The organism is Enterococcus sp. BWR-S5 (genome assembly GCF_016745255.1).
In the GTDB taxonomy this organism is placed as follows: Bacteria; Bacillota; Bacilli; order Lactobacillales; family Enterococcaceae; genus Enterococcus_L.
The window spans coordinates 18982-32669 of record NZ_JADOEQ010000009.1 but is presented as its reverse complement, the minus strand read 5'-3'; the positions used below and the strand labels follow the sequence as shown (position 1 = coordinate 32669).

The following is a 13688-nucleotide window of genomic DNA, read 5'->3' as shown; positions in this document are numbered from 1 at the left end:
GTGTTAGGTCTTTTTTATGGCTTAAAGGTTGTTCGTTCAACTTCCTGCTTTTTAAGTAATTTCATATATTCAATTGTTCGTTTGGCGTCCTCGGTAGTGAGAGAACGATACAGAGTAAGAAACTCTTCTTCTGATTCAACCGTATCTACATCCAAAAAATGGGATACAGGTGTTCCTAAAGCTTTTGAGAGGGCTGTAAGACTCTCTAAGCTAGGTTCAGTAACAGAGGTTTCCCATCGTGTAACAGCTTGCTGAGTTGAGTGGATTCTCTTAGCTAGTTGTTTCTGTGTCCACCCTAAAGCACGTCGTCTCTCTTTAATAGTTTTAGCATATTGCTTTTGTTTCATCTGATACACCTCTCCCTTGTTATGTTACAACAACTTGTTGTATTTGTATTGATAATAAACAATAGAAAACTATATAATGAGTTGAAATACATCAAGTTGTTGTTTATAATAATTTTGAGGAGTGAGCGGATGAAGAAGACTAGTAGGTTTAGTCAGTATAGAGAATCAAAAGGAATTTCTCAAATTGAATTAGCAAAGGAAATGGGTGTAACACAACAGTGTATCAGTTCGTGGCAAATCGGGAGGACTATTCCAAAACCTTATCAAATGAAGCTATTGTCCGGTATTTTAGAAGTACCGATGGATGAGCTTTTTTATGAAGAATTTAATAAGAGGTGAGTGTAGATGAAAAAGTACTTATTAGCCAGTACATTGTTAATAGTCTTATTACTATCTGGCTGTGGCAAGATGGACAATAAAGAGGTAATAAAATCTACAAATAATGAATCAAGTGAAAGTCGGACATTCTTAGAATCGACTCCGAATACTAGTGCAGTAGAATCATCATATCAAGCAATATCCGGAGAAGAGACTATAGAAACTACAACACCAGAGACAGCTAATCTGGGTACTATATACTATGAGAACCTAGACACAACCGACCCGATTCAAGCTAAAGCGAAGTACTTCGGATGCTACATTGAAGACGATGGAACAACAGTGAATTTTATTCCGATGATGTCGGCAACTATTCAGAATTTACAATTGTACATATCTGGAAATGGTAATGAAAACTATTATAATGAGTTTCTAAACGGAGCAACAGAAATCAGTTTATTAACTGGTAGAAAGCCTGTTAACCTCTTTAATGTAGGTGGAGGAGAGATCATTATCACTGCTGTAAATGGGATGGTAATTTACAGCATTTAATCACAGAAAGTAACCCTACCCCGTCGTTCCAGACCGTACTTACACACCTCTAGTAACTCGGGATAAGCTACTTGGGGTGTGTTTTTTTCGGGTTTTGAAATCCGACTATATTTATTTGCATCTGAAATGAAACAGAAATATCCTCCATAAGTGCTGATATAACGATGCTTCATCTGTTTCAGATATAGAAGGATTGTTAAGGAGTTATTTAAGGAATTACCGCTATTTTATCTACTAGCTAGTATTGCTTTTACCGAAAAAAGGTACCTGCAATTGTTTCACATACATATGAAACCGAAGGAGAGAAATAAAAATGAAAAAGTGTAATTTAAAATTAGGAGTATTCGTATTAGTAACAATATTTCTATTAGGATTATCTGGTTGTGGAAACAGTAGTAAAGATTTTTACGGTTATTGGTCTGGGGGAGAAGATGGGCTTCCGGTTACTTATGATATCAAGATTACCAAAGATGGTATTTTTGATTTAGGCGCAGACAACAAGATTTTTGAATACAACTATGTAATGAGAGAGGACACTAGTGAACCTACTATAGAAGTAACGAAAGAAGAGCTAGCTAAAGGGATACCAGAATTGAAGCAAACAACAGGTGAAACCTTTCTTCTTTTTAGACTTTCTGAAAACAAAGATAAATTACTTATGATATCAGCTCTAGACGGCAGTCCTTCCACATCTACACTTTATAAAACAACAAAAGGGGAAAGCCCATTGGGAAAGGCTGAAAAAAGTAGTAAAAACTGGTTATTTTTGTTAATTGGTTTAGCCGTAGCGGGCTATGTCGTAAAGCAACGTAAAACAGGTAAAAAAGCATGAAGAAATATTTGGTGATTCTTTCATTAGTCTTTCTAACTGCTTGCAAAAATCATAATGAGGACACTAGTAGTATTTCAACAAGTACTGTCGAGAGCCAGCAGACCTCCAATCCACCGGAGGCAAAAGTAGATAATCAGATAACAACAACTACACCAGATGAATTACTAGGAGATTGGAAGGTTAATAATAAAGGATTTGGAATAGAAGTACTAGAAGAAAAAGTAGTATTCTATATTGGTGATTCCCGTGCTGTGTCAGAGGATTATTATATAGACAACCCTACGTTGTTACACGCCTATTTTTCCTTTGAATATGCAGGTGTTAAATACGACCAAGTTTCCATTGAAAAAACGGGCTACAGTGAGTATTTTAGCAAGAGCGAAGGAATTATGACGATGTTTGCTAAAGACGGTCAGACGGCAAGCTACAATGTTAGGAGAGTATCTGGGGAAGATGATGAACCTGTCTCCGGACAAACAATAGATGAAAGAATTGATTCATTTATTGCAACTTATACAGCTATACCTCCGGATTGGTACCTTGAAAAAGAAGATGGAGGGATTACAATACATGCCACTTCTTATACAGCTTCGGACGAACAAGGAGCCTCTAGTATCCTTTCAAATCTTACAGGTATTAGTAATACTGTTACAGAGCAAGTCGGAGCAGATGTACCACTTCGTTTATTGGAACCCGGGCAAACAGACTTCTCAGTTATACTTATGGGTGGGCAAGTAATTCGACATAATGAGATATTTGGTGAAGCGATAAAATAACAGTAAATATAATTTTAACAAGAAATTTTTTTTAGGAAATTTGAGCTTTCGTATTGATAATTGAAGCAGAAACAAGTATAATTTTGTTGAAGAAGTGTTTGATTTATCTACTTTAGGTAGGTATTATCAAATACAAAAAAGTTTCCGCAATCAAGAAAGTTGATAATGATTTTTCCATTTTAGGTGGGCTAATCATTATCAACTTTCTTTAGTTTTTTAAGTCACCGTGGATTAACAGATCGTAGGCAAAAAATAATCTTCTGATTACACTTTTGAGGTTTTGTTGTTTGTTTTGACAAGCTTCATTAAACATGCTTAGTGCATCATTCAATATATATTCTGTTAAGTCTTCTTTGTCTAAATTACCTACATTATAGGTAATCAAATTAATTTTTGTACCCATGGAAAAAGTAGTGCTTAATATGTCTGTTATCGAGGTGAATTTCTGTTTACAATTTTTAGGCACGGATTCAGTAGTTTTTTCTAATGTTCCAAGCAAGTTAATCTTTTTACGAATTTTAACTCTACAATCTTCTGAAATTTCTAATTTGTTAATATCCTCATTTTTAACATAGCGAGCAAATGGAGTTCTCGTTCCGGAGTTTTCCTTTGCTATAAATTCCAAAGCTACTGTAGGCATGATACTGTGTTCCTCTCTTAAATAGTCCGTTATATAACTTACTAAATCTGGAAAAACATACATATATTTTCTGTTACCTAATGCTACAACTATAGGTTTACCGTCCTGTATTTGCTGTTCTAGACTTTCTAATTGAGTTGAAGAAACAAGAACGGCATCTAAGTTCCCGGAAGCTCCAGCAGTATCTACAATTTTTTTAATAATTTTCTGATACTTTCTGACTTCATAGGGGGTTAAACCTTCATCGATTTTACTTATTTTATGGAATATTTTAGAATAGTTATCTGTGCTAGCTAAGATGTAACCAATATCTAGTTGTTCATCTCTATTCATTTGTTCAATTACATCGTGTTCATTTTCCAAGTACTCGACAATGAAAATTCTATTAGATGATTTTCGGACATCCTCTTTAGGTAATTGAGAAGCAAAATCCTTTAAGAGCTTTCTAACATTTCTATCCGTTAGTGAATAACCTAAAAACATGATTGGAGCTTCTATCATATTAGAAAGAATTTTTGCGCTTATTAGTATAGAGTTTTTATCATACTGAGTGTAATCATCCTCATTGATTATTATAGACTTTGGGTCTTTTACATCTCCGTGTATTTTATACAATTCTGACCAGTCAATCGTTTTGTCAAAGAAACCATTTTGCCCCACATAGATTTTAGGGTAAATTCCCCTTTTTGATAAAAGCTTTTCGGTTAAAGTGTCATAATTAGTAGTGATTATGACTCTCGCTTTTGCAAGAAAATCTGTATAAGCTTCTAATTCGTCTTCAATACCATCTTTAAAATCCAGATGACTAAAACGGTCGGCTAAATCAAATTTAAAAGGAGAAATCTTTTGAGTGTACGCAGTATCAATATCTAGTCCATCAATTTTTATTTCTTCATTATAAAACATATCATCATATTTTTTTTCAATGTAAGATGCTACTGTAGTATTTGTGTAAAAATCTTTTTCATCTTCGCTGAGTCCCGGAATATCTATATTGCTTTTTACAGTTCTCAAATGGGAAAAGAAGTTCTCTTTTTCTCCTATTTTTTGCCAATATTCTTTTAACAACTCATTCCAAGATGGAAAATTTTTTAAATATCGTTTAGACATGCCGGAACCGATAAAAATTATGGGATAGTTGTTATCTTTTACTAAATCGTCTAACAATAAAATACACCTCCAACCAATAACATTATTTATACAAATTGAAAAACACTTTACTACTTAGAATTATAGCATAAACATTAGAATTGATTAAACGCTCAGTAGGTATTTTTGCTTCTGCTCTATTGATTTTAGTTGAAATTGGATGCTGTTAGCCTATTCATTTTCATTTATATATTATTGGACACAAAGACTGCATAGAACAAGGATGGGATAACGGTCAGGCTTCATTACCATTAGCAAGATAAACAAATGAACCCCACCAAGAAATTTCTTGGTGGGGTATTTGGTGGGGCACGATTTGTATTTAAGTGAAATTATACTAGTTTTACAACATCAAAACGTTGTTAAGTCAGCGTTAACACTCCATTTTAGTTTACTAGGCTATTCCCACTCCACCGTTGCTGGCGGCTTGCTTGTAATGTCGTACACGATGCGGTTGACGTGGTCGACTTCGTTTACGATGCGGACGCTGATTTTTTGCAGGACATCCCAGGGGATACGGGCAAAGTCAGCGGTCATGCCATCGATAGAAGTGACTGCGCGGATACCGATTGTGTAGTCATAGGTACGACCGTCACCCATAACACCGACACTGCGGATGCCTGGCAAGACAGTGAAGTATTGCCAGATGTCGCGGTCTAAGCCGGCGTTAGCAATTTCTTCTCTCAGAATCGCATCGGACTCACGAACGATTTCCAGTTTTTCTTCAGTGATTTCACCAAGAACACGGATACCAAGTCCCGGTCCAGGGAATGGCTGGCGCCAAACGATATTGTCAGGCATGCCAAGTTCTGTTCCTAGTGCACGAACTTCATCCTTAAATAATGTATTTAATGGTTCGATTAGCTCAAATTGCATATCTTCCGGTAATCCACCTACGTTGTGGTGAGATTTGATGGTTTGGGCAGTTTCTGTGCCGCTTTCGATAACGTCTGTATAAAGTGTTCCTTGGGCAAGAAAATCAATGCCGTCTAGCTTTGTTGCTTCATCATCAAAGACATAGACGAATTCATTTCCGATAATTTTACGTTTTTCTTCCGGATCGGACACACCGGCCAATTTATCAAGGAAACGTTTCTGTGCGTTGACACGAATGATGTTCAGACCGAATTTTCCGCCTAACATATCCATGACTTGATCGCCTTCACCTTTTCTCAATAAGCCGTGGTCTACAAAAATACATGTCAGTTGGTCGCCGATTGCTTTTTGCAACAGAACACCAACGACGCTTGAGTCAACCCCGCCAGAAAGACCTAGCAAGACTTTGCGGTCGCCGACTTTTTCGCGTACTTTGGCAATTTCCATATCAATGAAGTTTTCCATTGACCAGTTGCCGGAGCAGTTACAAACATCAAAGGCAAAGTGACGAAGCAAATCATTGCCGTACTCAGAATGGCGTACTTCTGGGTGGAACTGTACGCCGTAGAAATTGCGTGTAGTATCTTGAATCGAGGCGATTGGGCAGTCTTTACTTGTTGCGACAAGCTCAAAGCCTGTTGGCAGTTCTGTGACTAAATCACCATGACTCATCCAGACGGTTTGCGGAGAAGGCAGTCCATTGAATAGTGCTGCATCCTTAGCAGTAACTTCCAGTTCAGCTTTTCCATATTCACGGTTTTTCGCAGGTTCAACTTTGCCATCGAGACAATACGTCAACAGCTGCATGCCGTAACAGATACCTAAAATCGGGATACCTAATTCTAGGATTTCCGGATCAATACGGAACGCATTTTCGTCATAAACACTGTTGGGTCCTCCGGAAAGGATGATCCCTTTTGGTGCAATCTCTTTTACTTCTGCAGCGGTGATACGGTGGCTCAATAATTCTGAAAAGACGCCGAATTCGCGAATACGGCGAGTAATCAGCTGATTGTACTGGCTGCCGTAGTCTAATACGATGATTTTTTCAACATTTGTCATCTCGGACATGTTCGTCACATTTATTACCCCTATCTATTAGAATTTTATATAAAGAGAAGCTGAGATGTTCGCTGAAAGTAAAGGCAACAGACGAAGCTGTTTTTTTACCATAGTGAGACATTCAGAAATACTGCAGCGTTATTGGCTGCAGCTCTCTTTAAAAGCAAGGTTATGGCAGTTAAGAATTGGTTGCTATACAGCAATCTGTACCTATCTGCATGCGTAAATCAGTATTTCCTTAAGTAAATCTCATCGATAATGTGCTTTTCTGTTTTATGGAGTATGATATCAGCTCGCCCTCTTGTAGGCAAGATATATTCTTCTAAATTCTTCAAATTCACACTTTTCCATACGTTTTTTGCCATTTTGAAGGCTTCTTCACGGTCACCGATGGCATATTGATAATAATAGTTATCCGGATCTTGGAAGGCCGTATCAAGTAAGGCGCCGAAGCGGTCCAAATACCATTTCTCAATCAACTTTGGATCAGCGTCAACAAACACGGAAAAATCAAAGAAATCACTGACATAAATCTGCTGGTTCGCAGGCAGCTGCAGCGTATTGATCCCTTCAACAATTAAAATGTCCGGTTGATTGATAATTTCGTATTCGCCTTCAATAATGTCATAAACACTATGGGAATACATAGGGACACGGATTTCATCTTCGCCGTTTTTGACCCGATTCAGAAAACCAATCAGCTTTTCCATATCATAGCTTTCAGGGAAGCCTTTGCGGTTCATGATGCCGCGTTCTTCCAATACTTTGTTTGGGTATAAAAAGCCATCTGTCGTAATTAGCTGTACATTGCGGCGTTTGAAGATTCGTGACAAAATCGTTTGCAGGAGTCGAGCAGTAGTACTTTTCCCTACAGCAACACTTCCGGCAATTCCGATAATGAACGGCGGCACTGGAACGTATCTATGCAAAAATAGCCCTTTGCTTAATGTCAAAGATTCAAACTCTTTCATATGCAAATGGATCAGATGTGTCAGGGGGACGTAAATGTCTTCTACATCCTGCAATGATATCTGATCGTTAAAGCCTTTGATATTTTCCAATTCCTCTTCTGTCATCGGGGCTTCTCCATTTCGGTAGAATCCCAACCATTCCTCACGAGGAATGCGATAGTAGTTCATTTTTTCGTCCATTTGATCCTCCGCCAACAGTGACATGTTTTTCTTTGCTTATTTTAACACAAACAGCGGTAATTCTACACAGTAATTCATGAAAGAAATGTTTGTTTGGGAAAAAGTTTTTCTCAGTGGTATCATAAAGTCAGAAGTGAAACAGAAAGTAGACAATGGCTTGTGGAAATCCGTTATTGATGAGCGCCAAAGAATCGTCAGGAGATGAAAGCTGCAGAGGTTATTGTTACTTGTTTTATAGCGAGAGAAAAGAGGGCTAGTATGACAAAATTAGTGTTATTTGGAGACAGTATTACAGCAGGCTATCTAGGTGAGGCCGTTTCACCGGTGCTGACAAACTTAGTTAAGGACGACCTTTCTGCACAAAATTATACAGATATCACGATTGTGAATGCCGGCATTCCGGGAGATACTACAGCAGGCGGGCTGCGCAGACTGAAAAAGGATGTACTGGTTGAAAATCCTGATTATGTGACCATCTTCTTTGGCGCAAATGATTGTTCTGAAAGCTACCCAATCGATGCACACTCTTATCAGGAAAATCTATCTCAAATGATTGAACAGATTGGCGCGAAAAAAGTGATTTTGTTTACTCCGCCATTTATAGATACTGCCAGACAACCTAGTCGTCAGACTGAAGAGGTTCAGCGCTTTGTGGCAGCAGCGAAAGCGGTCGGTGAAAAATATGGGGTGCCGACAGTGGACATGTATCATGTGTTGGGTGTTTATCCAGGCGTAGATGAATTTTTACAGGAAGATGGCTTACATTTTTCTGAGTACGGGTATGAATTTTTAGCTGCCTTGATTGTTCGGGAGATAAAAGGTAAACTGATGGCGTAGCTGCCAAAAGCAGTTAGAATGAATGGTTGGACCGACAGAAACCATAAGTATCCAATCTTGAGTAAAGGAACGAGAAAATGACAAATCATTATTATACTGAAAATCCTGATACAGCGCATGATATCGAACAGTGGTCTTTTGAACTGGTTGGGAAAAATTTTCATTTTACAACGGACAGCGGTGTGTTTTCCCGAAATGGCGTGGATTATGGTTCGCGTGTCTTGATTGATGCCTTTGACTGGCAGCATCTGCCGGAGGGAAGAATTCTCGATGTCGGCTGCGGCTATGGGCCAATTGGTCTTTCGCTGGCGTATACTTCAGGAAGAACGGTTGAGATGATTGATGTGAACCAACGGGCAGTTGCGCTGGCTGAGGGCAATGCGAAAAAGAATCAAATTGAGAATATTGATATTCATCCATCAAATATCTATGAAACACTTCATGAGACGCACTATGCAGCCATCGTCAGCAATCCGCCAATTCGTGCCGGAAAAAAGGTTGTTCATGAAATCCTGATTGAAGCGGAGCCCCTATTAGTTGTTGGCGGTACATTGACCGTTGTCATTCAAAAGAAACAAGGGGCACCAAGCGCTCAGAAGCGAATGAAAGAAGTCTTCGGTAATGTTGAAATCGTTACAAAGGATAAAGGCTACTATATTTTGAGAAGCGTGAAGGAAGCCTAGCTGAATAAAGGACACCCCAAAAAACGGAGTCGGTAGCGACTCCGTTTTTTGTTTAGAGAGTATTTTATAGAGTGGGACACTAACGCGTAAGCTGTTGGTGTTTTTTTATCTTTGCGATTAAGGATAGCCTAGGTAGCTAAATGGGAGATTCTTTTTCTTGCATGATAGAGGAACGTGTTATTGACTCTAATATCCACTTGATAGCAATGGTTATGTAATTTACACTATAAAAAAGGAATGTATCTATTCTGGCGTGAATATAAGTCTGTAAGTAGAGAATAATACCTGAATAAAAAGGAGTTGATAACATATGAGTGGATTAGATGTAAATATAACTGTTGCTGGTGCCGCATCACAGAAATTTAGTCAAGCAGCGAGTGCTTTGAATAGTGTTTCCGCGCCGGCAGCGAATGTCGAACGGACAACTATTTCCGGTCAAAGCAATGCGCAAAGTACGATGCAACGCATGGGAACAGTCGGCTCGCAGCTATCTGATGCCTTGACCAGAGATGGGAATAATATCCATTCTGTTGCAGAAGAATTTGCGGCCATCGATCAGCAGTTGGGAAAGGGCTTCGATGGACTGACCATCCTCTCAGGACCAGGTAAAGGCTGATGAAAATGATAGAAAGCGAAGAACAAATCAATCGCAAGCGTTCGGAGGTTGCAGACAATCAGGCTGTCAATCGAAAAAAACAATGGCGTTTAGAAGAATTGGAACAGGATTGTCAGCCTTTATCACTACAGCATGAAGCCTTTCTTGCGAACGTTCTCCAATCGATGAAAAATGAAGAAATAAAGCACTATTTTTCAGCTGTAGAGGATGAAGTCAGAGAGATACATAGACATAATTTTTATGAACTGGAACGAAATATAGAAGAACTTCGGCAGGAAGAAAAGCAATTAATCGGTTATGAAGAAGAACTGTTGTGGGAAAGAAAAGAACGTGTGATGAACAAAGAGGATGAGAAGGAGTTTATGGATGGGGCTTAGTTTTTTTGTTGGAGAGATGCAGGCGCAGGCAAGTGAAGCGATGAAGCTGGGAAATGAATACATTCAGCATGCCGGTACTTTGAAGGATAGTGTGAATCATTTTCTGAACGCACCGTTGTCCAGTAAAACCTATGATTCTGCTAGAAACTATTTTATGGCAGTGTATCCGCCACTTGCGAATGCCCTGATTTTGGCAGGTGAATCGTTGAGTCAGGCGCATGCGGACTTTCCTTCTAAATTTCAGGAAATCGTTGGCGGTGGTGATATCGAAGAAGACCGTTTGTTGGAACAAATTCAGCAAGGGAAAGACCTGTTGGATTCTTACAGAGAAGTGTTGAATAAATTAGAGGAACCCAATCATCGCTTAGAACACGCATACATGAGAACACAGGAATCAATCAGAAAGCTGGAGGAAAAGCTGGAAGACCTCTATTTGTTTGACAGCATTTCTCCTGCTATTTTCGCGGATGTAGAAGCCAATATTGATAATCTGGAAGCAGCAATTTCGGCTGTGAGTAAAAGCGGAGCCTGGAATCCAGCTTCAGGAACATTTGACATATCGAGACTGGATATGACCTGGGCGAGACCAATCAATGAGGCGTGGAAGAAGCGTCAGGAGAAAGAAGAGGCCCTTTTGCTGACTCAAGCTTTAAGCAATGGAAATGTAAACTACGATGTGGAAGTCACGGTTGATGAATTTGGCAATCCTAGTTATTTTGTTTATAAAAATGGGTAGCTTGACGCCAAATTAACTGCTGAATTAACTGGCTTGATGGCAGAATTTCGATTATCGGAATATCAAAAATTTCAAGATAGCCCAGTAGGGAAATTGTATACCTTTGCGACCAGTGCGATGTTTATTGTTGATGGAACCAAGTTCGTTGTTAATGGCTTGGTGAATTTAGGAAATGGGTTGGCAATTGGCTATGGTGTGAATGCAGCCACAGGAGAAGCGACTCAATTACTCGTGCGAGCGGACGGTGCAGTGATATCCGAAGCATTAGCGACTGTCTCAGTTGGGGTTTCTGAAATATTGACAGGTGTCTCAATCAGTGCAGTAAACTGGGGACAGACCCCAAGCGACGGCAGCCCGAAAATCGTGTCGAAGATTGATGAAGATACAGGATTGAAAAGGGAAGCAGAAAAGATGGGGAAAGATCAAGAGGTACAAAGGGAAGCAGATCGCTTAGTTGAGCAGTTAGCAAAAGGAAATGTAAATCCTGGGAAAGGAAATAAGAACTTATTTAAGGATGTATGTTACCTTAGAGGAGCGAATGGTGCACGTGTATTTTTCCGAAAAGTTGATGGAGTGATTGAAATATTGGGGAAATCACACAAAGGGAATGAAGACAAGGTTATAAAACTTTTGATGGACTTGTATAAATAAGGGAAGAGGTGCAACTTGAAAATAAAAGCAATTAGGTATCCAACAACACTAGATAAAATTGAGGATATCACCAATGATAATGTTGATGTTTTTGTAGATTTAGAAGATGGCTCTACATACACTATTGTTGTATCGACGATAAAAAATGTAGAAATGTATATGAAAGAAGCAGGGTATTCTGAGCCCGGTTGGGTTCAACAATTAATTATTGTAGAAGAGTTAGAGGAAAACTTAATCAGAAAAGCTATAGAAGCGTATGCGAAAGCTAGAAATGGTTTGTATTTGAAAGTTTCATACCTGACAACTATGTTTGAAATGGAGGAATTAGACCAGGTGCTCGAACGGTTAGATAGGCTTTATAATAGTGATGATGAAGAATAACTGAAGGGCAAGATTCAGAAATGAAAATAAAAGCAATAAGATACCCAACAACCTTAGATAAAATTGAAGATATCACTAATGACAACATTGATGTGTTTGTAGAGCTAGAGGATGGTTTTACTTATGTGCTTGTTATTGCAACAATTAAGAATATCAAAGAAATGATGGAAGATGGTTATTTAGAAGAAGGCCCGCCTTTCATCATCGTGGATGAATTAAGAGAAGATACGATTCGAAAGGCTATTGAAGCCCATGCCAAAGAGGACGCTTATTATTTGAAAATGAATTTTCTATATATGGAATTTACCTCTGATGAGTTGCAGATTAAAATTGATGAGATACGTAAAGTGAATGAAGAGATAGAAAATTCTAGTAGTGAAAATAAGTAATAAAAAAATTTAAAATCTGTTGGTAGCTTATATAGGAATGAGGAAATCAGAAAATGAATGTAATGAACATTGAATACCCGACCACTTTAGATAAAATCGCCGATATAACCGATGATAATATCGATATCTTTGTCACATTGGATGATGGAAATCAGTACACACTAGTTGTATCGACACTGAAGAATATCGGTACATTGATGAATGAAAAAGGATATTCTGAACCAGGCTGGGCGCAACAGTTGATTATCGTAGAGGAATTAAATGAAGAGCTTATAAAGATTGCTGTGGAAGCATTTGCTGCGGAAGCGGATGGTCTATTTTTAAAAGTTTCGTTCCTCGCAACTATGTTTGAAATGGAGGAATTAGACCAGGTGCTCGAACGACTAGACAGGCAATACAATAGCGAAGAAGAATAGCACAAAAAATACATCGATTAACAGCAATCACCTTTTACGAAAAAAAAACAGAAGCCGGTTCACTTAGAATGAAGCAGCTTCTGTTTTCTATTTTTGTCCAACAGTTTTTTTACCCATTCATAATCATTAGCTTAGACACGATGGCAATCACCCATAGATGCAGGGGATAAAACAGGTAAAAGGCATATTTTGAAAAAGCGGTACTCTTTCCTTTCTCTCCGTTATAGAGATGCAGAAAAGGAATGACGGAGATAAAGGCGAAGTCTGAGTTCATCCCCAGCATCAGCAGTGTATTCGACCAATCCCCCATCCATTGAAAGCTGGTAAACAGAAGTAAGAGCGAAAACAACAGGTAACAGGCATCACGTAGCAATACCTTTTTATACGTAAAATAGGTAATTAGAATAAATGGCAGGATGACCGTACCGCCTTCGGTGAACATAGCTCCACCGATAAGTAGGGCTGTTGTGACGACCGCACCACCTAGCTTGAACGCTAAAACAGGCACTTCCTTTGTCCAATTAACGACGATTAGCATGAGCAATCCTACCGTTAAGGTGAGAAAGATATTGTTGTGAGCCTGTATTGCTGGATTATTTATCCAAAGGTTCAATAGACTATTGCCGACCGCCATAATCGCAGCAGCGCTAGCGAGTCGCGATAAATACTTGGTTCGGTTTCTTGTATGGAAGAAGCCTTCAACAATCATATAAGCAAAAAAGACGCCGACACATCGGGTGATGATATGAAAAATGATCGATGTAGTATCTGAGACGAAGAAGGAAATATGATCGAGGACCATCAAGCCCATCATAAAAAATTTCAGTTGGTTTGCATTCAAAAAAGCACATCTTTTTCTTTGGTTTGTTATTGAAATATATTATTTTCTATCTAATTGA

18 protein-coding genes are annotated in these 13688 nt (G+C 38.7%); 13 read left to right on the top strand and 5 right to left on the bottom strand.

Annotation, left to right across the window (positions count from 1 at the left end; all coding sequences use genetic code 11):
* Positions 1-14 precede the first annotated feature (14 nt).
* A complete protein-coding gene (locus tag IW510_RS11400; protein ID WP_202059707.1) occupies positions 15-347 on the bottom strand; it encodes a helix-turn-helix domain-containing protein in 333 nt (110 codons plus the stop codon).
* A gap of 129 nt (positions 348-476) precedes the next feature.
* Between IW510_RS11400 and IW510_RS11395 the strand changes: the two genes are divergently transcribed.
* From IW510_RS11395 to IW510_RS11380, 4 genes are all read left to right on the top strand, one after another.
* Complete coding sequence (locus IW510_RS11395; protein WP_202059705.1) at positions 477-686, top strand: helix-turn-helix transcriptional regulator; 210 nt, start codon at positions 477-479, stop codon at positions 684-686.
* A 6-nt stretch (positions 687-692) separates the two neighbouring features.
* On the top strand, positions 693-1217 hold the full coding sequence (locus IW510_RS11390; RefSeq protein ID WP_202059703.1) for a hypothetical protein: 525 nt from the start codon (positions 693-695) through the stop codon (positions 1215-1217).
* 313 nt (positions 1218-1530) lie between these two features.
* Positions 1531-2049: a hypothetical protein gene (locus IW510_RS11385; RefSeq protein WP_202059701.1), complete on the top strand. Its 519-nt coding sequence runs from the start codon at positions 1531-1533 to the stop codon at positions 2047-2049.
* Positions 2046-2825, top strand: coding sequence for a hypothetical protein (locus tag IW510_RS11380; protein WP_236674712.1), 780 nt, complete (start codon positions 2046-2048; stop codon positions 2823-2825). The genes IW510_RS11385 and IW510_RS11380 overlap by 4 nt, the downstream gene beginning before the upstream one ends.
* A 208-nt stretch (positions 2826-3033) precedes the next feature.
* Here the strand turns inward: IW510_RS11380 and IW510_RS11375 are convergent, their stop codons facing one another.
* The 3 genes from IW510_RS11375 to coaA form a co-directional block, all read right to left on the bottom strand.
* Entirely contained in the window at positions 3034-4632 is a 1599-nt protein-coding gene (locus IW510_RS11375; protein WP_236674711.1) for an SIR2 family protein, read from the bottom strand.
* A gap of 381 nt (positions 4633-5013) precedes the next feature.
* Entirely contained in the window at positions 5014-6570 is a 1557-nt protein-coding gene (guaA, locus tag IW510_RS11370; RefSeq protein ID WP_202059699.1) for a glutamine-hydrolyzing GMP synthase, read from the bottom strand.
* Between the two features lie 209 nt (positions 6571-6779).
* Positions 6780-7703 (bottom strand): type I pantothenate kinase, encoded by a 924-nt coding sequence (gene coaA, locus IW510_RS11365; protein ID WP_202059697.1) that lies wholly within the window; start codon positions 7701-7703, stop codon positions 6780-6782.
* 258 nt (positions 7704-7961) lie between these two features.
* Here coaA and IW510_RS11360 point away from each other — a divergent pair, with 258 nt between their 5' ends.
* The 9 genes from IW510_RS11360 to IW510_RS11320 all read left to right on the top strand — a co-directional run bounded on the left by IW510_RS11360 (position 7962) and on the right by IW510_RS11320 (position 12789).
* Complete coding sequence (locus tag IW510_RS11360) at positions 7962-8540, top strand: SGNH/GDSL hydrolase family protein (protein ID WP_202059695.1); 579 nt, start codon at positions 7962-7964, stop codon at positions 8538-8540.
* A gap of 77 nt (positions 8541-8617) precedes the next feature.
* Positions 8618-9223: a class I SAM-dependent methyltransferase gene (locus IW510_RS11355; RefSeq protein ID WP_202059693.1), complete on the top strand. Its 606-nt coding sequence runs from the start codon at positions 8618-8620 to the stop codon at positions 9221-9223.
* Positions 9224-9533: 310 nt separating this feature from the next.
* Complete coding sequence (locus tag IW510_RS11350; protein ID WP_202059691.1) at positions 9534-9839, top strand: TIGR04197 family type VII secretion effector; 306 nt, start codon at positions 9534-9536, stop codon at positions 9837-9839.
* On the top strand, positions 9839-10216 hold the full coding sequence (locus IW510_RS11345) for a DUF3958 family protein (protein ID WP_202059689.1): 378 nt from the start codon (positions 9839-9841) through the stop codon (positions 10214-10216). The genes IW510_RS11350 and IW510_RS11345 overlap by 1 nt, the downstream gene beginning before the upstream one ends.
* Positions 10206-10952, top strand: a complete 747-nt coding sequence (locus tag IW510_RS11340; RefSeq protein ID WP_202059687.1) for a hypothetical protein — start codon at positions 10206-10208, stop codon at positions 10950-10952. The genes IW510_RS11345 and IW510_RS11340 overlap by 11 nt, the downstream gene beginning before the upstream one ends.
* Before the next feature lie 36 nt (positions 10953-10988).
* Entirely contained in the window at positions 10989-11603 is a 615-nt protein-coding gene (locus tag IW510_RS11335; protein WP_202059685.1) for a hypothetical protein, read from the top strand.
* Between the two features lie 15 nt (positions 11604-11618).
* Complete coding sequence (locus tag IW510_RS11330) at positions 11619-11984, top strand: hypothetical protein (protein WP_202059683.1); 366 nt, start codon at positions 11619-11621, stop codon at positions 11982-11984.
* Positions 11985-12004: 20 nt separating this feature from the next.
* Positions 12005-12373 carry a hypothetical protein gene (locus IW510_RS11325; protein ID WP_202059681.1) on the top strand — a complete coding sequence of 123 codons (369 nt, stop codon included), beginning with the start codon at positions 12005-12007 and terminating at the stop codon, positions 12371-12373.
* Positions 12374-12426: 53 nt separating this feature from the next.
* On the top strand, positions 12427-12789 hold the full coding sequence (locus tag IW510_RS11320; protein WP_202059679.1) for a hypothetical protein: 363 nt from the start codon (positions 12427-12429) through the stop codon (positions 12787-12789).
* A gap of 109 nt (positions 12790-12898) precedes the next feature.
* Here IW510_RS11320 and IW510_RS11315 read toward each other — a convergent pair whose 3' ends face one another.
* Complete coding sequence (locus IW510_RS11315) at positions 12899-13630, bottom strand: TraX family protein (RefSeq protein ID WP_202059677.1); 732 nt, start codon at positions 13628-13630, stop codon at positions 12899-12901.
* Between the last annotated feature and the right edge of the window lie 58 nt (positions 13631-13688).

What these genes read in the sequence shown, in the direction of transcription:
- IW510_RS11400 (WP_202059707.1), bottom strand. Translation starts at nt 347, where the DNA reads ATGAAACAAAAGCAATATGCTAAAACTATTAAAGAGAGACGACGTGCT.
- IW510_RS11395 (WP_202059705.1), top strand. Translation starts at nt 477, where the DNA reads ATGAAGAAGACTAGTAGGTTTAGTCAGTATAGAGAATCAAAAGGAATT.
- IW510_RS11390 (WP_202059703.1), top strand. Translation starts at nt 693, where the DNA reads ATGAAAAAGTACTTATTAGCCAGTACATTGTTAATAGTCTTATTACTA.
- IW510_RS11385 (WP_202059701.1), top strand. Translation starts at nt 1,531, where the DNA reads ATGAAAAAGTGTAATTTAAAATTAGGAGTATTCGTATTAGTAACAATA.
- IW510_RS11380 (WP_236674712.1), top strand. Translation starts at nt 2,046, where the DNA reads ATGAAGAAATATTTGGTGATTCTTTCATTAGTCTTTCTAACTGCTTGC.
- coaA (WP_202059697.1), bottom strand. Translation starts at nt 7,703, where the DNA reads ATGGACGAAAAAATGAACTACTATCGCATTCCTCGTGAGGAATGGTTG.
- IW510_RS11360 (WP_202059695.1), top strand. Translation starts at nt 7,962, where the DNA reads ATGACAAAATTAGTGTTATTTGGAGACAGTATTACAGCAGGCTATCTA.
- IW510_RS11355 (WP_202059693.1), top strand. Translation starts at nt 8,618, where the DNA reads ATGACAAATCATTATTATACTGAAAATCCTGATACAGCGCATGATATC.
- IW510_RS11350 (WP_202059691.1), top strand. Translation starts at nt 9,534, where the DNA reads ATGAGTGGATTAGATGTAAATATAACTGTTGCTGGTGCCGCATCACAG.
- IW510_RS11345 (WP_202059689.1), top strand. Translation starts at nt 9,839, where the DNA reads ATGAAAATGATAGAAAGCGAAGAACAAATCAATCGCAAGCGTTCGGAG.
- IW510_RS11340 (WP_202059687.1), top strand. Translation starts at nt 10,206, where the DNA reads ATGGGGCTTAGTTTTTTTGTTGGAGAGATGCAGGCGCAGGCAAGTGAA.
- IW510_RS11335 (WP_202059685.1), top strand. Translation starts at nt 10,989, where the DNA reads ATGGCAGAATTTCGATTATCGGAATATCAAAAATTTCAAGATAGCCCA.
- IW510_RS11325 (WP_202059681.1), top strand. Translation starts at nt 12,005, where the DNA reads ATGAAAATAAAAGCAATAAGATACCCAACAACCTTAGATAAAATTGAA.
- IW510_RS11320 (WP_202059679.1), top strand. Translation starts at nt 12,427, where the DNA reads ATGAATGTAATGAACATTGAATACCCGACCACTTTAGATAAAATCGCC.